The following is an 18,936-nucleotide window of genomic DNA, read 5'->3' on the forward strand; positions in this document are numbered from 1 at the left end:
GGGCTTGCGGCCTGGAGCTGCCTCCATGCGTGTCCCTTCCGCGATCAAGCTGCACAAGGCCTCGAAGACCCTGGAGCTGCATTACGGTGAAGAGCGCTTCGTGCTCGATGCCGAGTTCCTGCGTGTGCACTCGCCCTCGGCGGAAGTGCAGGGCCATGGCAAGCCGGTCCTGCAGACCGGCAAGCTCGGCGTCGGCCTGAGCAAGCTGGAGCCAGCCGGCAACTACGCGCTGAAGATCAGTTTCGACGACGGCCACGACAGCGGCCTGTTCACCTGGGATTACCTCTACCAGCTCGCCACCCGCCGGGAAGCACTCTGGCAGGACTATCTGGACGAACTCGCGGCCGCAGGAAAATCCCGCGACCCGAACGAGTCAGTGGTCAGGTTGATGCTTTAAGGTCTGCTAGCCTTTGCGCGTGAACGACTGAATCGAGACAAGAGCGGCCGTTCGCTTTTGTAGGGTGGACCGGGACGCGCAGTCAACGCGAAGCTTGTCCACCATTGGCCATGCAGAGCGGTGGACAAGCTTCGCGTTGACTGCGCGTCCCGGTCCACCCTACGAAGCAGCCATTTTGGGCTGCTCGAAAACCTCATCCAGCCTCTTAAAACTGCTCTGCACTCAACAGATACAGCGATTCACTGCCCGCCCGCACCGAGGCAGTGAGCGAATGAATACGCGGCAACAGCCGTGCGAAGTAGAAGCGCGCGGTGCCCAGCTTGCTGGCGTAGAACGCGTCCTCGCCCTGTTTCGCCAGCGCCGTGCGCGCCATCAGCGCCCACATGTAGGCGTAGGCGGTATAGCCGAACACATGCAGGTATTCGACCGACGCGGCACCGACTTCATTGGGGTTCGACTTGGCCCGTACCAGCAGTTCGCTGGTCATCTGTTCGAGGTTGGCGATGGCGGCCTTGAGCGGCTCGACGAACTCGCTCAGCGCAGCATCGGCGGAATCGGTGAACGCCTTGATCTCTTCGGCAAAGTGCTTGTAGTAAGCCCCACCGCTGCCCACCACCTTGCGCCCGACCAGATCCAGCGCCTGGATACCGTTGGTGCCTTCATAGATCTGGGTGATGCGGCAATCGCGCACCAGTTGCTCCTGCCCCCATTCGCGGATGAAGCCATGGCCACCGAAGACCTGCTGGCCATGCAGCGTGGTTTCCAGGCCCATGTCGGTGAGGAAGGCCTTGGCCACCGGCGTCAGCAGCGCCACCAATTCTTCGGCACGCTTGCGGGTCGCCGGCTCTTCGCTGTACTTGGCGGTGTCGAGCTGCATGGCCACGTAGCTGGAGAACGCACGGCCACCTTCGTTGAGCGCCTTCATGGTCAGCAGCATGCGACGGACATCGGGATGCACGATGATCGGATCGGCCGCCTTGTCCGGGGCAACCGGACCGCTTGGCGCGCGACTCTGGATACGTTCGCGGGCGTACTCCACGGCACTCTGGTAGGAGCGCTCGCCAGTCGCCAGGCCCTGGATGCCAACCCCCAGTCGCTCGTAGTTCATCATGGTGAACATCGCTGCCAGGCCCCTGTTCGGCGCATCGACGATCCAGCCCGTGGCAGCGTCGAAATTCATCACACAGGTCGATGACGCCTTGATCCCCATCTTGTGTTCGATGGAGCCGCAACTGACCGGGTTACGTTCACCCAGCGAGCCGTCCTCGTTGACCAGGAACTTGGGCACTAGGAACAACGAGATGCCTTTGGAGCCGGCAGGCGCATCAGGCAGCTTGGCCAGCACCAGATGGATGATGTTCTCGGTCAGGTCATGCTCGCCACCAGTGATGAATATCTTGGTGCCACTGATCGTGTAGGAGCCGTCGGCCTGCGGCTCGGCCTTGGTGCGGATGATGCCCAGGTCGGTACCGGCATGCGGTTCGGTCAAGCACATGGAGCCCGTCCAGACGCCGGCATACAGGTTCGGCAGGTATTTCTGCTTGAGTTCTTCGCTGGCGTGGGCGTTGAGCGACAGGCAGGCCCCGGCGGTCAGCATCGGATAGAGGCCGAACGACAGGCTGGACGAATTGACCATTTCCTCCACCTGGGCGCCGATCACCTTGGGCATGCCCATGCCACCGAACAGCGGATCGCCACCGACGCCAACCCAGCCGCCCTCCGCATAAGTGCGATAAGCCTCGGGAAAACCTGCCGGGGTCTTCACCGCCGAGTCGTGCCAGGTGCAGCCTTCCTCGTCACCGCTGCGATTGAGCGGTGCAATACTGCCGGCGGTGACTTTGCCCGCCTCTTCAAGCACCGCATTGGCAGTCTCTTCATCGACCAGCTCAGCAAGGCCGGGTAACTGGGCCCAGAGCCGGGAGACCTGGAACACCTCGTTGAGGACGAAGCGCATATCGCGCAGCGGAGCTTTGTAATCGGCCATGGAACCCCCTCGATGAAATCACGGAACGGCGACTGGCGCCTCGGTCTGAGCCGAGTCTACAAGACTACAGAAACAGTACAACAAGCCATAAAATGACCGACCGGACACGACTGTTTCTCGACACCCCCAGCCTAGACGCCCCGCTAGTCCTGTACAGCGGTTGCCACGCGCACGGCACCACGGCGCTCCGGCTGCCCATGGGCCATGACGCAGTTACGCCCGGCCCGTTTCGCCGCATACAGCGCCTTGTCCGCCGCGCGGATCACTTCGTCGGCCGAACGCTGGTGGGCTTCGCGCTCGGCCATGCCGATACTGATAGTCACCGAAACGCTGGTGGCCTCGGCGGCGCGGCGCAGACGTTGCCCCTGACGGTCGCTATTCGGCCTGCTCTGCTTGTCGCGCAGTTGCAGGCGGTAGGACTCGATGGCCTGGCGAATGCTTTCCAGGTGTTGGCGGCACTCCTCCAGCGTCTTGCCGGGAAATACCAGGGTGAATTCCTCGCCACCATAGCGATAGGCCTTGCCACCGCCGCCGATACGCCGCAGTTGGCTGGCGACCAGGCGTAGCACCTGGTCGCCGATATCGTGGCCATGGGTATCGTTGAACTGCTTGAAGTGATCGACATCAGCCATGGCGATCACGTAATTGCGCCCCAGGCGATCCAACCGGTCATTCAGCGCCCTGCGCCCGGGCAAGCCGGTCAGCTCGTCACGGTAGGCCATCTGGTAGGCCTCCTGGGCGATAGCGGCAATGATCATCAGCATCACCAGACAGCTCATCACTTGCAGCGCATGGGGCAGGATGAATGTGTTGGGCAGCATCCAGAACAAGGCAGGCAGGCCGAACAGCAAGGCGCCGTGAAGTGGCCTCGGTTGGCGGATGCACTGTACCAGCAACAGAACCAAGGCAATCAAGAACAGCGGATAGGCCATCTGCACCAGGCTCATCCATTGCCCATGCCAGGACGGCCAGTGGATGTCCGCCAGCCAGGCCTGCATCGACTGTGGAAAACGCAAGGCCAGCCCGCCGGCAACCGCGCCGACCGCGCCCAGCACCGCGGATCGGGCAACGAGGTCCTGGAGCAGGTGACTGCGTTCGCGCCAGAGCCCGAACAACGCGTATAGCGCAGGCAGCAACAGGCTGCACAGATGAAAGACCAGCGCGGCGTCGTCGCGCACCTTGCCGTGCGCCCGGAAATAGTCGATCTGATCATCCAGCAGGTAATACGCCAGGTAGACCACCACCAGTAGCGACAACTCGCGCTGGCGTCGATACATCGCGCAGAACATGCCACCCAGCAGCAGAAGCAGGGTCGGCAAGACATTGAACAACGACTCGAAGAACTCGCTCAGCCTGGTCAGGTAGGCAACCGGCCAGCCCCCCGCCAGCAACAGGGCAGGCAGGGCGAATTGGCCAAGGCGCGTGATGAGGGGACGAGGCAAGGCGAAATCTCCGGCATCGCAACAGCGAGATGGCATTTTGCCTAGCGGCGCGGTCTTTTACATCGCGCAGTCGACAACGAATCCAAAAAAAACCGCGGCACCAGGCCGCGGTTCTCGACTGGCAACCCTGTCAGTAACCCAGGGTGAAATCCGCCTCGTCCATATCCATCAGGCTGGCCGCGCCGGACAGCATGGTTTCGACGTGGGTGCGGGTACGCGGCAGGATGCGCTTGAAGTAGAAGCGCGCGGTCTGCAGCTTGGCCTTGTAGAACGCCTCGTCGCCCTCGCCGGTAGCCAGCTTCTCGGCCGCCACACGCGCCATGTCGGCCCAGAAGTAGGCCAGGCAGGCGTAGCCGGAGTACATCAGGTAATCCACCGAGGCGGCACCGACTTCCTCGCGGTCCTTCATCGCTGCCATACCGATCTTCAGGGTAACGTCGCCCCACTCCTTGTTCAGTTGCGCCAGTGGTGCGATGAGCTCCTTGAGCGCTTCGTTGGACTCATTGGCCTGGCAGAACTTGTGCACGATCTTGGTGAAACCCTTGAGCGCCTCGCCCTGGGTCATCAGCACCTTGCGCCCGAGCAGATCAAGCGCCTGCACGCCGGTGGTGCCCTCGTACATCATCGAGATACGGCTGTCGCGCAGGTTCTGCTCCATGCCCCACTCGGCGATATAGCCGTGGCCACCGTAGATCTGCATGCCATGGGAGGCCGACTCGAAGCCGACTTCGGTCATGAACGCCTTGGCGATCGGCGTGAGGAACGCCAGCAGCGAGTCGGCGGCCTTCTTCTGCTCTTCATCCTGGCTGTACTTGACGATGTCGACCTGCTTGGCGGTGAAGTAGACCATCGCCCGGTTGCCTTCGGCGAAGGCCTTCATGGTCAGCAGCATGCGACGCACGTCCGGGTGCACGATGATCGGGTCGGCCGCCTTGTCCGGCGCCTTCGGGCCGCTCAGGGAGCGCATCTGCAAGCGCTCGCGGGCGTACTTGATGCCGCCCTGGAAGCCGATCTCGGCATGGGCCAGGCCTTGCAGCGCGGTACCCAGGCGCGCGGTGTTCATGAAGGTGAACATGCAGTTCAGGCCCTTGTTCGCCGGGCCGATCAGGAAACCGGTGGCACCGTCGAAGTTCATCACGCAGGTGGCGTTGCCGTGGATGCCCATCTTGTGTTCGAGCGAGCCACAGGAAACCGCGTTGCGCTCACCCAGCGCACCATCGGCGCCCGGCAGCACCTTGGGCACGATGAACAGGGAGATGCCCTTGGTGCCTTGTGGCGCATCGGGCAGGCGGGCCAGGACGATATGGACGATGTTGTCGGCCATGTCGTGCTCGCCAGCGGAAATGAAGATCTTGGTCCCGCTGACCTTGTAGGAACCATCGGCCTGGGGCTCGGCCTTGGTCCGCAGCATGCCCAGGTCGGTGCCGCAATGCGGCTCGGTCAGGCACATGGTGCCGGTCCATTCGCCGGAGACCAGCTTGGTCAGGTAGGTGTGCTTCTGCTCGGCGGTGCCGTGGGCTTCGATGGTGTTCATCGCGCCATGGGACAGGCCGGGATACATGCCCCAGGCCCAGTTGGACTCGCCAACCAGCTCGCTGAGCACCAGGCCCAGGGATTCCGGCAGGCCTTGGCCGCCGTGCTCGACATGATGCGCCAGGCTCGGCCAGCCGCCTTCGACGAATTGCTGGTAGGCCTCCTTGAACCCGGTTGGCGTCTTCACGCCGGATTCGGACCAGACGCAGCCCTCGGTGTCACCGACGCGATTGAGCGGTGCGAGAACCTGCTCACAGAACTTGGCGCCCTCCTCAAGGATGGCATCGACCATATCGGGGGTCGCGTCCTGGCAACCGGGCAAGCTTTGATAATGCGCTTCGTAACCAAGCAGTTCATCGCGGACGAAACGAATATCACGCAACGGGGCCTTGTACTCAGGCATGGCGGTTAACCTCTACGGTGAATGCTTTGGTTTTATAGTTCGAGCGCGCTCGGATGGCGCGAAGAAAGCTCGAACTGAGTCAGGCGAACGCTGTTAAACGGACGTTTGAAACTTACGTTTCAGCCTGACCCTTGTCAAGCACCGCCCCGCACGCTCACGCAGAGACGTCCAATGCCGGAGCGTAGCTTGCGCCAGAGGAAATGTGCCGGTAGAGATCGAGTGCGCGACTGGCCAGCGAGGCCGAATCGCCCTGCTCATTCTCCGAATCGTCGCCTTCGCTTTCCTGACTTTTCTCGACGGCCTTCTCTGCCTGTTCTTCACGTTGGACCTTGGCCAGTTCGCCCTGGGCCTCGAGGGAACGCGCCTGGGCCTGGGCAGCGACACGTCGATCCTGTGCCGAGGGCTCTGCCGGCGCCAATGCCGCACGCTGAACGACTTCCATCTTGCGGATGGTCGCTTGCGGGTCGCCGTTGACCGCGCCGACGTCGATGCCAACCTCCCCTGCCGTGGCATAGGCCTTGCCATTCGGGCCACGGGTATAGGTGTAGGACGGTGAGCCGGCATGGGCGCCCCCGACTGCGGCATGCGCCTGCTCATGGGCACGAACCTCACGGTCGCGCTTGGCCAGTTCGGAGAGTTCTTGAAGATCGGCTTGCTGCTGGGCTTTCTCGGCACGGCTCGCTAACTGCCCGGGAGAATTCGTAGCGCCGCCCTGGCCATCGCGGGACGTGCTGTCGTCGGCATCGGCCGAACGCTGGCTGGCAGTGGGGGCAGGGATGGATTCGGAGGCAGGCGTGGGTGCAGCCCACGCATAGGGTTGAGGCAGAAGGGATGAAGAACCGACGCTACCGATCTGCATCGTGGATCTCCTCGCCCGTCATGGCGGGCGAGTCGGGTCAGGCGCGGGTATCGATCAGGGTGCCGAGCACTTGGTCGGCGGTTTTGATCACCCGAGCACCGGCCTGGGCCTCGATCGAGCCAACGTTCAGCGCTACGGCACTGTCCTCGATGCTTGGCGTGACATCACGCGCGTCTTGGATGGACTGGCTCACACGCTCGGTAGGACGCTCGACCGCCGACTGTGAATTGGCTGTATTAGCGGCGATATCGGTGGCGGCCTGATCGACACGACGCTGCCCGGACTGAAAGGCGTTCAGGCCGTAGCCAAGGGCGTTACCGGAAATCTGCATGGGTTTTGCTCCCCAACGCAACTGAGGTATCGGAATTGAAACAGAAAGCGGACAAAAAACGTACAGAAAAATGGCTATATGAAGTGCTGCCGGTTATTGCCAATCGACCGTCGGCAGGCCGAGGTAGCTGGCAACGGACCCGGGCGTCGGTCCAACCAGGAACGGCACGCGCCCCAGGCAAGGCGCCGCCAGGCACTGCGCCAGGGTCTGCAGGTTCTCCTCCAGCCGTGACGTTGCCGGATCGACCACATTGGCCACCCAGCCTGCCAGGCGCAAACCGTCGCGAGCGATGGCCTCGGCGCTCAGCATCGCGTGATTGATGCACCCAAGCCGCACACCCACCACCAGGATCACCGGCAAATCGAGGGCAATGGCCAGGTCCGCCAGCGTTTCGCGCCCTGCCAGTGGCACCCGCCAGCCACCGGCGCCTTCGACCACAGTGAAATCGGCACCCCGCGCCAGAACGTGCCGTACCGGCCCCAGCAACGCCTCGACAGTCAGCGCCACGCCAGCCTCGCGTGCCGCCAGGTGCGGAGCGATGGCCGGCGCGAACGCAACGGGATTGACCTCGGCATAACTCAGGGGCATGGAACACTCGCCGAGCAACGCCAGGGCATCGTCATTACGCAGCCCCTGTTCCGTCAGCGTGCAGCCAGAGGCAACCGGCTTGGCCGCCGCGGTGGACAACCCCAGGCTGCGTGCCTTGTACAACAGTGCGCAAGCGATGGTGGTCTTGCCGATTTCCGTATCGGTTCCGGTCACGAAATAAGCGCTCATCGGCACGCCTTCTGCAGCACGCCGTAGACCACCTGGTAGGTCGCCGGCAGGCCGGATGGCTGGCGGAACCGTTCGTAGGCCTGGGCCAGGGCGCGCAGCCGCGCTCGCCCGGTCAAGCCTTCCGGCCGGCCCGGGTTGAGGTTGTGGGCACCGATCGATTTCAATTCATGAGTCAGCTCGCGCAGGTCGGCAAAGTGCAGCACCCGCGCCTTGCGCTCAAGGCCCAGCAGTTTCATGCCGGCCTTCGCACATTGCTGCTGGTAGTCACTGAAACAACGAAAGCGATTGACGTGAACGTAGCCATCGACGACCTGCCAACTTTCACGCAACTCCTGCAACGTGCCCTGGCAGAGACTGGAGAATGCCAACACCCCCTCGGGCCTGAGCACACGCCGCGCTTCATCGAGTACCGCCGGAAAATCCGCGCACCACTGCACCGCCAGGCTGGAGTACACCAGGTCGACACTGCCATCGCGCAGCGGCAAGTGCTCCGCATCGCCCGCCAGAAAATGCCGCGCGCCACCCTGGGGTCGTGCATGCTTCAGCATGCCTTCGGCCAGATCCAGGGCCAGCCCTTCGGCGTCGGGGAAACGGGTGGCCAGCACTCGACTGAAGTGCCCGGTGCCGCAGCCAAGATCCAGCCAGCGCTGGGGTTCGAGCTGAACAGGCAGACGCGCCAACAACTCGCTGCCCACGCCGCGCTGCAAATCCGCGACCTCGTCGTAGCTCTTCGCCGCCCGGGAAAAGGAGATCGCCACCTGGCGCTTGTCTGGCAAAGCGGGCTGCTCATTCATGCAGACTGCTCCCGAATGAACGTCAGGATAGCCGCGGCCACCTCATCCGCACGTTCGACAGGGAATGCATGGCACGCCGACTCGACCCGCATCGTCGGCTGCCAGATCGACTGGCTGGCCTGCACCGGCACCAGGGCGTCGGCCTCGCCGAACAGATGCAGGCTCGGTCCCACATAGCTCTGCAACGCAGGGCGTGTATCCAGAGACGCCAGCACATCCAGGCCAGCCAGCAGCGTCGAGGCCTGCGTTCCAGGCGCCTGCGCCAGGAGGTTGCGGCCCAGCGCGCGCGCGTCGGCTGCCCCCTGGCCGCACAGCAGCGCAAAGCGCTTGAGGGTCGCCTCGGGTTGCTCTGCGCAGCCCTGATAAAAGGCGGCAAAGACCTCGGGCGCCATCGCTGCCGGCCAATCCTCGCGGGCCACGAAACAGGCGTTGCTGGCCAGGCTGATGACGCCGGGGCAACGACGTTGGCGGCGAGCCGCCAGTTCCACCGCCAGCATGCCGCCCAGGGACCAACCGGCCAGCCAGGCATCTTGTGGCAGGGCCGTATCCAGGCGCTCCAGCCAATCGGGTTCGGCGAAATCCGGCAACGCCACCACTTCGACGGGCAGCTCGCCTTCGAGTCGGGCGAGCAAACCAGCCAGGGGCGCCGTACCGAGCCCCCAGCCAGGCAGAAGAAGCAGACGCTCACTCATCGGCAGCCACCAGCGGCCAGCACTCGGCCAGCGTCTCCAGCAAGCGCTCGACCTGCGCGGCGCTGTGCGCCGCCGACAGGGTGACTCGCAAGCGTGCGCCCCCCACCGGGACGGTCGGCGGGCGGATCGCGCCGACCATCACCCCGCGCTCGCGCAGCAAGGCCGACAATCGCACGGCCCGGGCGCTGTCGCCGACCAGAATCGGCTGGATCGGCGTCGGACTGTCCATCAGGGTCAGGCCGATGGATTCGGCACCCTGGCGCAAGCGACGGATCAGCGTGGCGAGATGCTCACGGCGCCAGTGCTCGGCACGCAGCAGTTCGAGGCTCTTCAGCGTGGCGCAAGCGACCGCCGGTGGCTGGCTGGTCGTATAGATGTAGGGCCGGGCGAACTGGATCAACGTCTCGATCAGTTCCTCGCTGCCGGCGACGAAGGCACCCGCGGTACCGAACGCCTTGCCCAGGGTGCCGACCAGCACCTGCACCTCGTCGAGCCCCAGGCCGAAGTGCTCGACGATGCCGCTGCCGGTCGCGCCCAACGGGCCGAAACCATGCGCGTCATCGACCATCACCCAGGCGCCGCGTGCCCTGGCCTGCGTGCATAGCGCCGGCAGATCGGCCAGGTCGCCGTCCATGCTGAACACGCCGTCGGTCACCACCAGCGCATTGCCCTCGGCCTTCTCCAGGCGCTTGCCCAGGCTCTGTGCGTCGTTGTGCAGGTAGCGGGAAAAACGCGCCCCGCTGAGCAGCCCGGCATCCAGCAGCGAGGCATGGTTGAGACGATCCTCGAACACGCTGTCGCCCTGCCCGAGCAACGCCGTGACCACGGCCAGGTTGGCCATGTAGCCGGTGGAAAACAGCAAGGCACGCGGTCGTCCGGTGAAGGCGGCCAGCGCTTCCTCCAGCTCGTGGTGCGGTGCGCTGTGGCCGATCACCAGGTGCGAGGCTGCGCCGCCGACGCCCCAGCGCTCGGCCCCCGACTGCATGGCGGCAATCACTTGCGGGTGATTGGCCAGGCCCAGGTAATCGTTGGAACAGAACGCCAGCAGCTCGCGACCGTCGACCCGCACCAGCGGCCCTTGCGGGCCCTGCAGCAACGGGCGCTGACGGAACAGGTTGGCGGCGCGCCGATCAACGAGGCGCGCAGAAAGGTCGAATGTCATAAGCGCATCGATAAATACGCCGGAAAGCGGGGAGAACTGCTTCCACCCTATCTCCAGCGATCGGTTGTCAGGCCGAGGCGGCGTCGTAGAACAGTTGCGAGTCACGCTGCTCGATCAGCGCCTGCTCGATGGCGGCCTGATGCACTTCGTCGGCGTGCTCTTCGCGCTCTTCCGGCTTGATGCCGAGGCGCTTGAACAACTGCATGTCCTTGTCGGCCTGCGGGTTGGTGGTGGTCAGCAGCTTCTCGCCGTAGAAGATCGAGTTGGCGCCGGCCATGAAGGCCAAGGCCTGCATCTGCTCGTTCATCTGCTCGCGTCCGGCCGACAGGCGTACGTGGGACTTGGGCATGAGGATGCGCGCCACCGCCAGGGTGCGGATGAAGTCGAACGGATCGACGTCCTTTGCCTCGGCCAGCGGCGTGCCCTTGACCTTGACCAGCATGTTGATCGGCACCGACTCCGGGTGCTCGGGCAGGTTGGCCAGCTGGATCAGCAGGCCGGCGCGGTCGTCCACCGACTCGCCCATGCCGAGGATGCCGCCGGAGCAGATCTTCATCCCCGCCTCGCGGACATAAGCCAGCGTTTGCAGGCGCTCGCTGTAGGTGCGGGTGGTGATGATGTTGCCGTAGAACTCCGGCGAGGTATCCAGGTTGTGGTTGTAGTAGTCCAGGCCTGCGTCGGCCAGGGCCTGGGTCTGCTCCTGATCGAGGCGGCCGAGGGTCATGCAGGTTTCCAGGCCGAGCGCCTTCACGCCTTTGACCATCTGCAGCACGTAGGGCATGTCCTTGGCGGACGGGTGTTTCCAGGCGGCGCCCATGCAGAATCGGGTCGAACCGATGGCCTTGGCGTCGGCGGCGGCCCGCAGGACCTTCTGCACCTCCATCAGTTTTTCTTTCTCCAGGCCGGTGTTGTAGTGGCCGGATTGCGGGCAGTATTTGCAGTCTTCGGGGCAGGCGCCGGTCTTGATCGAGAGCAGGGTCGAGACCTGGACGCGGTTGGGGTCGAAATGCGCGCGGTGCATGCTTTGCGCCTGGAACAGCAAGTCACTGAAAGGCTGCTCGAACAGGGCCCGGACCTCGGCAAGGGTCCAGTCATGGCGTGTGGATGCGGTGGTGGTCGCGCTCATCGGTCCATCCTCTGGGTGCTCGGGCACCTTCGTTCTTGGAAAGCCCGCACGAAACAGCGGGTCAGGCAATAGCGCGCATCATATGTTTTGGCCACCTCATGTCAACCACAAAAAACACAATAGGTTTACATATGATCAAATTACGAACAGTTCAGTTACCGCTTCGTCAAGTCGAACCGTTATCGTCATTGGCGACTCAAATTACCATCGCATTCATGCCAGGACCGATTCATGAGCTCTGAAGGTATTTTCGATTGGCTGGGCAACGCCGTTGGCTCAGCGATCCGTTTCGTCGTCGACCTGCTCGGCGGGGCGCTGCATGCCGTCTGGCGCGCCATGGACCAGTTCCTCCACGCCATGGCCCGCGCCATCGGCATGGACACCTCGATCTTCAGCTTCATCCTGCTGATCATCGGCCTGCTTCTGCTGTACAGCGGTATCCGTGCCTTCTTCCGTCGCTCGATCATCAGCGGCATCATCTGGACCTTGCTCGGCCTGATCGTCATGAGCTGGCTGATCCAGTAACTGGCCACGGAGATGGACCTCCATGCTGACCCTTCTCGGCCGCCTGCGCGGTCATCCCAACTGCCTGCTCTGCGGCGCTCGCGGCGAAAACGCGGCGAGACTTCCTTTGTGCCCAGGCTGCGAGCGCGACCTGCCCTGGCTCGGCAACCAGTGCCAGACCTGCGCCCTGCCGCTGCCAGTCGCGGGCATGACCTGCGGTGAATGCCTCAAGCGATCACCAGGTTTCGCCCGCGTGGAAGCGCCCTGGCGCTATGCATTCCCAGTGGACAGCCTGATCAATCGCTTCAAGCACCAGGGCAAATGGCCGCTTGGCAGGCTGCTGGGCGATCTGCTGATAGGCCATCTCGAACAGGCCTTCAGCGCAGGCCAGCCACGCCCGGACCTGCTGCTGGCGGTGCCCTTGAGCAGCCGTCGGAGGCGGCAGCGCGGCTTCAACCAGGCCGAAATGCTCGCCGACTGGCTGGCCAACGGACTGCAACTGCGCCACGAAAAGCGCTGGCTGCTGCGCCCGCGAGACACCGCCCACCAGCAACAGCTGGACGCCGTGGCCAGGCAGCGCAACCTGCGCCAGGCCTTCGCCTTGCACCCCGCTGCGACACCGACCGGACTGCATATCGCATTGGTCGACGACGTGCTCACCACCGGCGCCACGGCGCGGACCATCAGCCGCTTGCTCATGCGGGCCGGCGCGCGGCGCGTGGATGTCTACTGCCTGGCCCGGACCGGCAAACCGGGCGACGACTGAAAGGATTGACCAGGCGCAGCGGATAAAGCATCGTGCATCGCTATATAAAAAAATATATCGCGCAAAACGCGAACCGAACGCAGGACGAAAGACCCGGCATGAGCACGCTGACCAACCTCGCCCACTACATCACGCGTCGTCCGCAACGCATCGCCCTGCTGCAACAGATTGCCGAACAAGGCGCGATCACCCGTGCCGCCAAGGCCGCCGGGCTGAGCTACAAGACCGCCTGGGACGCCATCGACGAGATGAACAACCTGGCTGGCCAGCCATTGGTTCAGCGCAGCATCGGTGGCAAGGGCGGCGGCGGTGCGCGCCTGACCGCCACGGGGGAGCGCCTGCTGCAGCTCTACAAGCGCCTGGAACAGTTGCAGAGCCAGTTGTTCGAAGCCGCCGAGCAGGATGGCGACATGCAACTGCTGGGGCGCCTGATGTTGCGCACCAGTGCGCGCAACCAGTTGAGCGGCACGGTGCACGCCATTCACGAGCAGGGCCGCAACGATCTGATCGAGGTGGACCTCGGCAACGGCAAGCGGCTGCGCGCGCAGATTACCCACGAAAGCACCGAATTACTGGAGCTGCGGGGTGGTGCGCCGGTCATCGCCCTGTTCAAGGCTGGAACCATCGAGTTGCTCGCGGTCGACGAGCAGGCCGACGGCACGTTCAACGAACTCACGGGCCAGGTCGGGCAGATACTCGAAGACCGCGACGGCCCCTGCGAAATCCGTATCGACCTGGGCCATGGACAAACGCTCTGCGCCCTGTTGCCACGTGATCGCCTGCACCGACTCGGCCTCGCAGAAGGCCAGCCTGTGCGTGCGTGTTTTGCTCCCACCCAGGTACTCCTGGGCATCCCAACCTGAACGACAAGGAAAACCCCATGCGCCTTTCGCTGCGTCCATTCGCCCTGCTCGCCCTCTGCCTCGGCGGCGCTCATTCCCAGGCTGCCGAGCCGGTGCGCATCGCCGTTGCCGCCAACCTGTTGCCAACCATGGAAGCCATCGCCAAGACCTATGAAAGCCAGAGCGGCAACAAGGTCGAAATCGTCGGGGGTTCCAGTGGCGCTTTCTTCGAGCAAATCCAGCGCGGCGCACCGTTCGACCTGTTCTATTCCGCCGACGCCGAGCGCCCGGAAAAACTGGAAAAGGCCGGCAGCGGCAGCGCAGCCAGGACCTACGCCTGCGGACGCCTGGCCCTGTGGGTGCCGGATGCCAAGGCCGATCTGAAGAACCTGCCAGCCGGCAAGATTTCGGTTGCCCAGCCGGACACCGCGCCCTACGGCAAAGCGGCGATCCAGGCCCTGACCAAGAGCGGCCAACTGGATGCCGTGAAAGACCGCATCGTCTACGGCCAGGATATCGGCCAGGCCTTCCAGTTCATCAAGAGCCACAACACGCCGAGCGGCTTCGTCGCCCTCAGCCAGTTGAAGGCGGCCAATGTCGCCGAGACCCAGTACAGCCAGGTCGATGCCGACCTGTACGAGCCGCTGGTGCAAAAACGCGTGGTGCTGGCCAAGGGCGAGCGCAAGGCAGCGGCCGACGCCTTCGTGAGCTACTTCGACGCGCAGCAAGACACCCTCAAAGCTGCTGGCTACGCGCTACCGGGCGAGGCCGGTTGTGCTGCTGAGTGACGGCGACTGGCTGGCCCTGGCGGTCACTCTCAAGCTGGCCGCCATCACCACCCTGATTCTGCTGATCATCGGCCTGCCGCTGGCGGCCTGGCGTGTGCGCAAGCAGACCCGCTTGCGCAAGGTTCTCGACGCGGTGCTGGCCTTGCCTCTGGTCCTGCCGCCGACAGTGCTGGGCTTCTACCTGCTGGTGCTGTTCGCGCCGAACACGGCGCTGGGTGCAAGCTGGCTGTGGGCGACCGGGCACGGCCTGGCCTTCAGCTTTCCCGGGCTGGTAGTGGGGTCGGTGATCTACTCGCTGCCGTTCGTGGTCCAGCCGCTGACAGTGGCCATGCGTGAGATCCCGCCCAGCCTGCTGGAAGCCGCGGCCTGCCTCGGCGCCAATCGCTGGGAGCGGCTGTGGCGCGTGACCTTGCCGCTGCTCAGGCGCGGCCTGCTGGTCGCCTGCACCCTGTGTTTCGCCCATACCCTGGGCGAGTTCGGTGTGGTGATGATGCTCGGCGGCAGCATTCCGGGGCAGACCCAGGTGGTATCCATCGCCCTGTTCCAGCACGTCGAAGCCCTGCGCTACGAGCAGGCCCATCACCTGGCCGCCTGCCTGCTGGCGCTGTCGTTCTTCCTGCTGCTGATGGTCTATGGCTTCGGCGATGCCCGTCGCACGACCCGTACAGCAGTCATCAACTGAAGGCTCCACGCAACAAGGCGCTACACTCGCGACCTGCCTTCAGGAGTCACGTCACATGTCACACCCCTTCGCCACCCTTACTCCCGACCTGGTGCTGGATGCCGTGGAAAGCATCGGCTATCTCAGCGATGCACGGGTTCTGGCGCTGAACAGCTATGAGAACCGCGTGTACCAGGTCGGCATCGAAGGCGAGCAACCGCTGATCGCCAAGTTCTATCGCCCCGAGCGCTGGAGCGATGCGGCAATCCGCGAGGAGCACAGTTTCAGCGCTGAGCTGGCGGAGTGCGACGTACCGGTGGTGGCGCCGCTGCAACGCGACGGCGAGACCCTGTTCGAACACGCCGGCTTTCGCTTCGCCCTGTTCCCGCGTCGCGGCGGCCGCGCACCGGAACCGGGCAATCTCGATGAACTGTACCGGCTGGGGCAACTGCTCGGGCGCCTGCATGCGGTCGGTGCCAGCCGCGCGTTCGAACACCGCGAAACGCTGACGGTGGACAACTTCGGCCACCAGGCACTGACCACGCTGCTGGATGGCGGTTTCATCCCCAAAAGCCTGCTGCCGGCCTACGAGTCCGTCGCCCGCGACCTGCTGGGGCGCCTCGACGAACTGTTCGCCAGGCGCCCCTACACGGCGATCCGCCTGCACGGTGACTGCCACCCCGGCAACCTGCTGTGCCGGGACGACAGCTATCACATCGTCGACCTCGATGACTGTCGCATGGGCCCGGCCGTGCAGGACCTGTGGATGATGCTCGCCGGCGACCGCCAGGAGCGCCTGGGGCAATTGTCGGAGTTGATCGACGGTTATCAGGAGTTCCATGACTTCAACGCCGCCCAATTGCCGTTGATCGAAGGGCTGCGCGCCCTGCGCCTGCTCAACTACAGCGCCTGGCTGGCCCGCCGCTGGGACGACCCGGCGTTCCCCATGAGCTTTTCCTGGTTCGGCAGCGAACGTTACTGGGGCGATCAGGTTCTGACCTTGCGCGAACAGATCGCCGCACTCGATGAAGAGCCGCTGCGATTGTTTTGAACGCGAGTTGCAAGCCTCAGGCGGCTTTAACGCTTGAGTCCCTTAAATTGAAACTGCCCAAGGACCCCAATGGCCACCGCCAATCCCCGCCTCGGCTACATACTGGGTATCTGCGCCTATGCGGCCTGGGGCTTGTTCCCGCTCTACTTCAAGGCCGTTTCGGCCGTGCCCTCGCTGGAAATCGTGGTTCACCGCGTACTCTGGTCCGCCCTGTTCGGCGGCCTGCTGCTGACGCTGTGGAAGCATCCCGGCTGGTGGCGTGAATTGCGGCAGCATCCGCAGCGGCTTGCCGTACTCACCGGCAGCGGCCTGCTGATCGCCAGCAACTGGTTGATCTACGTCTGGGCGGTCAACAACGGACGCATGCTCGAAACCAGCCTGGGCTACTACATCAATCCATTGGTCAACGTGCTGCTCGGCATGCTGTTGCTTGGCGAGCGCCTGCGCCGTCTGCAATGGCTCGCCGTGGCCCTGGCCAGCGCGGGGGTGCTGCAGCAGGTCTGGCAGGCCGGCAGCCTGCCCTGGGTCTCGCTGGCGCTCGCCCTGACTTTCGGCTTCTACGGCCTGATCCGCAAGCAGGCGCCGGTCGCCGCGCTTCCAGGGCTGGTGGTGGAAACCTGGCTACTGGTTCCAGTCGCACTGGGATGGCTGTTGTTGCATCCAGACATGCAGACCAGCCAGGTCGCGTTCTGGAGTAGCCCACAGGCCCTGTGGCTGATCGCAGCGGGCCCGGTGACCATCGTGCCGCTATTGTGCTTCAACGCGGCTGCACGCCACCTGCCCTATACCTCACTGGGTTTTCTGCAATACATCGCGCCGACGCTGGTTCTGCTGCTGGCGGTGCTGGTCTACGACGAGCACCTGGAGCCCAGCCGGCTGATCGCCTTTGCCTTCATCTGGCTCGGCTTGCTGGTCTATAGCGTCGACATCTGGCGCTTTCTGAGCCGCCGGGGACAAACGCCCCCCCCGCGGATAACTGAACGAAAAGTGCTCGACAGGCCACAGCCCCCGGCCGGCGTGGATTGCAGCCATTCATCCCGAGGTCGTCCACAGAACGATCCCCACGACATGTGCATAAACCATTGAATCTGCTGATTTTTCGAGCAAATAGCGGCGACCGCCATCGCACTAGCTAGCGAAGGATGGCTCCCCAGCTTATTCACAGCTTCATGCAACGTCTGCGGGGATAAGCCTGCCGCCTTTCGTCGACAATGCTTTCAGACAGGCGATCCAGCCCTTCAAAATGCCGTTTGTAGCAAACTGCCCACAGGCTACAAACAGACTTATCAACAGCTGGTTTTCGCTTCAGCGAATCAGAGAGGCAAAGCTCGATCCATGCCCATAGGCCGGGCACAGAAAATACCCAACCGGCCACAACCCACAGCCTGCCAGGCTCATAGCCAATCATCCCCGTACTGCTCACACACTTGCCCACAGGCTTTGTGAACAACTTCATGCACAGCGCCAGCTTTCCGACGGCGGCATGCAGCCCTTTACTCATGGGCATTTCGCCTGTTGCCCCCAGCTAGCCAACAGTTTTATCCACAAACTCGGTGGACAGCTCCCCGACGGCTGGACGGCATAGGGTTTTCGCTCAGAAAACCAACAACGGAGCCAATCCCTCGTCAGGCCTGGGCTGGCGCTAGCGCCTCACAGCTTTTCCACAGACTGATCCCCGATCCATGGAGACAACTTTCACACACTGGTCCTTTTTTCGTCATCGTACTCCAGCCCTTGCGCTGCATGGGATACAGCGACTACCTCCCAGGCTGTCCACAGAGTCATCCACGACTTTCGTGGATATCTGCCCGCGAATCACCTGCTATTGGTCGTCTGCGCGCAGGTTCAGCTCGACCATCAGGTCATCGGCCAGCGACTCCAGCCTTTCCTGCAGGGTATCCAGCGCCAGCGTCAGGGGCACGGCCAGGCGGGCCTCGGCGTGGAACAGCCATTCAGCGCTCATCGGCGCCGGCGTCACCTCGGTGTTGAAGCGTTCCAGGTTCACGCCTTGCGCGGACAACAGGCGGGTGATGTCGCGCACGATGCCGGGCCGGTCGTTACCCAGCAGATCGAGATAAACGGTGCGCCAGTTGATTGCCGGATCGTTTCCAGCCTCGGCCAATTGCACCCGCACGCCTTGGGCATCGAGCCCCTGCAGATCCTCGATCAAGGCCTGGCGCGACTCCGCAGGCACCGTCACCCGCAGGATGCCGGCGAACTGCCCGGCCATGCGCGACATACGGCTTTCCAACCAGTTGCCAGAGTGACTGGCGATGCAATGGGCTATGCGCTCGACGAGGCCAGGCCGGTCGGCGGCGATTACGGTCAGGACCAGATGCTCCACGGTGCACTCCTCGATTCACAGGCTCAGGCTGTAGGTATAGAACACCTCGTCGCGCACATAGCCGAGTTTCTCGTACAGCGCCTGCCCGGCCAGATTGGTTTTCGCGGTCTCCAGCATAATCGTGCGGGCCCCGCTCGCCCTTGCATGGTCGCTGGCCGCGTTCATCAATGCCTGCGCCACGCCCGAGCGCCTCGCCCGCTCAGCGACGAACAGGTCGCCAAGCAGCCAGGCGGGAGCCAGGTCAAGGGACGACTGCAGCGGATACAGGTGCACGAAACCGACGGCCTCTTCTGCCGAGAATGCTAACAGCGCGGTCGAGTCCCCCAGGCGCAACCGCTCGCCGAGGAAGCGCTCGACGTCCTCGCGTGAACGTGTCACTTCGTAGAAACGCAGATAACCGCAGAACAGCTCGGTCAGGGCAGGCAAGTGCTGTGAACGAGCTTCGACTATGGTCATGGATGCCTCCAGGTGAATGGTGGA

20 protein-coding genes and 1 pseudogene are annotated in these 18,936 nt (G+C 63.8%); 8 read left to right on the plus strand and 13 right to left on the minus strand.

The window, feature by feature from the left end; genetic code table 11:
- The first annotated feature begins 25 nt into the window (after positions 1–25).
- Positions 26–397, plus strand: coding sequence for a gamma-butyrobetaine hydroxylase-like domain-containing protein (locus ACSZPK_RS13145; RefSeq protein ID WP_437881914.1), 372 nt, complete (start codon positions 26–28; stop codon positions 395–397).
- A 205-nt stretch (positions 398–602) separates the two neighbouring features.
- Here ACSZPK_RS13145 and ACSZPK_RS13150 read toward each other — a convergent pair whose 3' ends face one another.
- The 10 genes from ACSZPK_RS13150 to bioB form a co-directional block, all read right to left on the minus strand.
- Positions 603–2,381, minus strand: a complete 1,779-nt coding sequence (locus ACSZPK_RS13150; protein WP_437881915.1) for an acyl-CoA dehydrogenase C-terminal domain-containing protein — start codon at positions 2,379–2,381, stop codon at positions 603–605.
- 143 nt (positions 2,382–2,524) lie between these two features.
- Positions 2,525–3,823 carry a diguanylate cyclase gene (locus tag ACSZPK_RS13155; RefSeq protein WP_437881916.1) on the minus strand — a complete coding sequence of 433 codons (1,299 nt, stop codon included), beginning with the start codon at positions 3,821–3,823 and terminating at the stop codon, positions 2,525–2,527.
- A gap of 130 nt (positions 3,824–3,953) precedes the next feature.
- Positions 3,954–5,759, minus strand: coding sequence for a phenylacyl-CoA dehydrogenase (locus tag ACSZPK_RS13160; RefSeq protein WP_437881917.1), 1,806 nt, complete (start codon positions 5,757–5,759; stop codon positions 3,954–3,956).
- A gap of 154 nt (positions 5,760–5,913) precedes the next feature.
- Complete coding sequence (locus tag ACSZPK_RS13165; RefSeq protein WP_437881918.1) at positions 5,914–6,618, minus strand: putative metalloprotease CJM1_0395 family protein; 705 nt, start codon at positions 6,616–6,618, stop codon at positions 5,914–5,916.
- 37 nt (positions 6,619–6,655) lie between these two features.
- Positions 6,656–6,949 (minus strand): pyrroloquinoline quinone biosynthesis protein PqqE, encoded by a 294-nt coding sequence (locus ACSZPK_RS13170; RefSeq protein ID WP_437881919.1) that lies wholly within the window; start codon positions 6,947–6,949, stop codon positions 6,656–6,658.
- 93 nt (positions 6,950–7,042) lie between these two features.
- Entirely contained in the window at positions 7,043–7,726 is a 684-nt protein-coding gene (gene bioD, locus ACSZPK_RS13175) for a dethiobiotin synthase (RefSeq protein WP_437881920.1), read from the minus strand.
- The gene (bioC, locus tag ACSZPK_RS13180; RefSeq protein ID WP_437881921.1) at positions 7,723–8,520 is read right to left on the minus strand and encodes a malonyl-ACP O-methyltransferase BioC; all 798 of its coding nucleotides are present in this window, start codon (positions 8,518–8,520) and stop codon (positions 7,723–7,725) included. The genes bioD and bioC overlap by 4 nt, the downstream gene beginning before the upstream one ends.
- A complete protein-coding gene (locus tag ACSZPK_RS13185) occupies positions 8,517–9,212 on the minus strand; it encodes an alpha/beta fold hydrolase (RefSeq protein WP_437881922.1) in 696 nt (231 codons plus the stop codon). Before ACSZPK_RS13185 ends, bioC begins: the two co-directional genes overlap by 4 nt.
- Positions 9,205–10,374: an 8-amino-7-oxononanoate synthase gene (gene bioF / locus ACSZPK_RS13190; protein WP_437881923.1), complete on the minus strand. Its 1,170-nt coding sequence runs from the start codon at positions 10,372–10,374 to the stop codon at positions 9,205–9,207. Before bioF ends, ACSZPK_RS13185 begins: the two co-directional genes overlap by 8 nt.
- Before the next feature lie 67 nt (positions 10,375–10,441).
- Positions 10,442–11,500, minus strand: coding sequence for a biotin synthase BioB (bioB, locus tag ACSZPK_RS13195; protein ID WP_437881924.1), 1,059 nt, complete (start codon positions 11,498–11,500; stop codon positions 10,442–10,444).
- A gap of 231 nt (positions 11,501–11,731) precedes the next feature.
- On the opposite strand from bioB, the gene ACSZPK_RS13200 reads away from it, so the two are divergent.
- The 7 genes and pseudogenes from ACSZPK_RS13200 to rarD all read left to right on the plus strand — a co-directional run.
- Entirely contained in the window at positions 11,732–12,025 is a 294-nt protein-coding gene (locus tag ACSZPK_RS13200) for a hypothetical protein (RefSeq protein WP_437881925.1), read from the plus strand.
- A gap of 22 nt (positions 12,026–12,047) precedes the next feature.
- Positions 12,048–12,770, plus strand: a complete 723-nt coding sequence (locus tag ACSZPK_RS13205) for a double zinc ribbon domain-containing protein (protein WP_437881926.1) — start codon at positions 12,048–12,050, stop codon at positions 12,768–12,770.
- A gap of 98 nt (positions 12,771–12,868) precedes the next feature.
- Entirely contained in the window at positions 12,869–13,633 is a 765-nt protein-coding gene (locus ACSZPK_RS13210) for a TOBE domain-containing protein (protein WP_437881927.1), read from the plus strand.
- A gap of 17 nt (positions 13,634–13,650) precedes the next feature.
- Positions 13,651–14,400, plus strand: coding sequence for a molybdate ABC transporter substrate-binding protein (gene modA, locus ACSZPK_RS13215; RefSeq protein ID WP_437881928.1), 750 nt, complete (start codon positions 13,651–13,653; stop codon positions 14,398–14,400).
- A complete protein-coding gene (gene modB / locus ACSZPK_RS13220) occupies positions 14,387–15,082 on the plus strand; it encodes a molybdate ABC transporter permease subunit (protein WP_437881929.1) in 696 nt (231 codons plus the stop codon). The genes modA and modB overlap by 14 nt, the downstream gene beginning before the upstream one ends.
- 55 nt (positions 15,083–15,137) lie before the next feature.
- A complete protein-coding gene (locus ACSZPK_RS13225; RefSeq protein WP_437881930.1) occupies positions 15,138–16,112 on the plus strand; it encodes a serine/threonine protein kinase in 975 nt (324 codons plus the stop codon).
- A 69-nt stretch (positions 16,113–16,181) separates the two neighbouring features.
- Positions 16,182–17,063, plus strand: a pseudogene (gene rarD / locus ACSZPK_RS13230) (EamA family transporter RarD); the annotation flags it as partial.
- A 208-nt stretch (positions 17,064–17,271) separates the two neighbouring features.
- Here rarD and ACSZPK_RS13235 read toward each other — a convergent pair.
- The 3 genes from ACSZPK_RS13235 to ACSZPK_RS13245 form a co-directional block, all read right to left on the minus strand.
- Entirely contained in the window at positions 17,272–17,613 is a 342-nt protein-coding gene (locus tag ACSZPK_RS13235) for a hypothetical protein (RefSeq protein WP_437881931.1), read from the minus strand.
- A gap of 321 nt (positions 17,614–17,934) precedes the next feature.
- On the minus strand, positions 17,935–18,456 hold the full coding sequence (locus tag ACSZPK_RS13240) for a glycine cleavage system protein R (protein WP_437881932.1): 522 nt from the start codon (positions 18,454–18,456) through the stop codon (positions 17,935–17,937).
- 15 nt (positions 18,457–18,471) lie between these two features.
- Positions 18,472–18,912, minus strand: a complete 441-nt coding sequence (locus tag ACSZPK_RS13245) for an N-acetyltransferase family protein (protein ID WP_437881933.1) — start codon at positions 18,910–18,912, stop codon at positions 18,472–18,474.
- Positions 18,913–18,936: the final 24 nt, after the last annotated feature.

It is taken from the genome of Pseudomonas sp. LRF_L74 (genome assembly GCF_965644255.1).
Taxonomy (GTDB): Bacteria; Pseudomonadota; Gammaproteobacteria; order Pseudomonadales; family Pseudomonadaceae; genus Aquipseudomonas.

Bases quoted from the DNA above. Each gene is read 5' to 3' on its own strand.
- ACSZPK_RS13170 (WP_437881919.1), bottom strand. From the start codon at position 6,949: ATGCAGATTTCCGGTAACGCCCTTGGCTACGGCCTGAACGCCTTTCAG.
- ACSZPK_RS13150 (WP_437881915.1), bottom strand. From the start codon at position 2,381: ATGGCCGATTACAAAGCTCCGCTGCGCGATATGCGCTTCGTCCTCAAC.
- ACSZPK_RS13145 (WP_437881914.1), top strand. From the start codon at position 26: ATGCGTGTCCCTTCCGCGATCAAGCTGCACAAGGCCTCGAAGACCCTG.
- ACSZPK_RS13160 (WP_437881917.1), bottom strand. From the start codon at position 5,759: ATGCCTGAGTACAAGGCCCCGTTGCGTGATATTCGTTTCGTCCGCGAT.
- bioF (WP_437881923.1), bottom strand. From the start codon at position 10,374: ATGACATTCGACCTTTCTGCGCGCCTCGTTGATCGGCGCGCCGCCAAC.
- ACSZPK_RS13235 (WP_437881931.1), bottom strand. From the start codon at position 17,613: ATGAGTAAAGGGCTGCATGCCGCCGTCGGAAAGCTGGCGCTGTGCATG.
- bioB (WP_437881924.1), bottom strand. From the start codon at position 11,500: ATGAGCGCGACCACCACCGCATCCACACGCCATGACTGGACCCTTGCC.
- bioC (WP_437881921.1), bottom strand. From the start codon at position 8,520: ATGAATGAGCAGCCCGCTTTGCCAGACAAGCGCCAGGTGGCGATCTCC.
- ACSZPK_RS13185 (WP_437881922.1), bottom strand. From the start codon at position 9,212: ATGAGTGAGCGTCTGCTTCTTCTGCCTGGCTGGGGGCTCGGTACGGCG.
- bioD (WP_437881920.1), bottom strand. From the start codon at position 7,726: ATGAGCGCTTATTTCGTGACCGGAACCGATACGGAAATCGGCAAGACC.
- ACSZPK_RS13245 (WP_437881933.1), bottom strand. From the start codon at position 18,912: ATGACCATAGTCGAAGCTCGTTCACAGCACTTGCCTGCCCTGACCGAG.
- ACSZPK_RS13200 (WP_437881925.1), top strand. From the start codon at position 11,732: ATGAGCTCTGAAGGTATTTTCGATTGGCTGGGCAACGCCGTTGGCTCA.
- ACSZPK_RS13225 (WP_437881930.1), top strand. From the start codon at position 15,138: ATGTCACACCCCTTCGCCACCCTTACTCCCGACCTGGTGCTGGATGCC.
- ACSZPK_RS13165 (WP_437881918.1), bottom strand. From the start codon at position 6,618: ATGCAGATCGGTAGCGTCGGTTCTTCATCCCTTCTGCCTCAACCCTAT.
- modA (WP_437881928.1), top strand. From the start codon at position 13,651: ATGCGCCTTTCGCTGCGTCCATTCGCCCTGCTCGCCCTCTGCCTCGGC.
- ACSZPK_RS13210 (WP_437881927.1), top strand. From the start codon at position 12,869: ATGAGCACGCTGACCAACCTCGCCCACTACATCACGCGTCGTCCGCAA.
- ACSZPK_RS13205 (WP_437881926.1), top strand. From the start codon at position 12,048: ATGCTGACCCTTCTCGGCCGCCTGCGCGGTCATCCCAACTGCCTGCTC.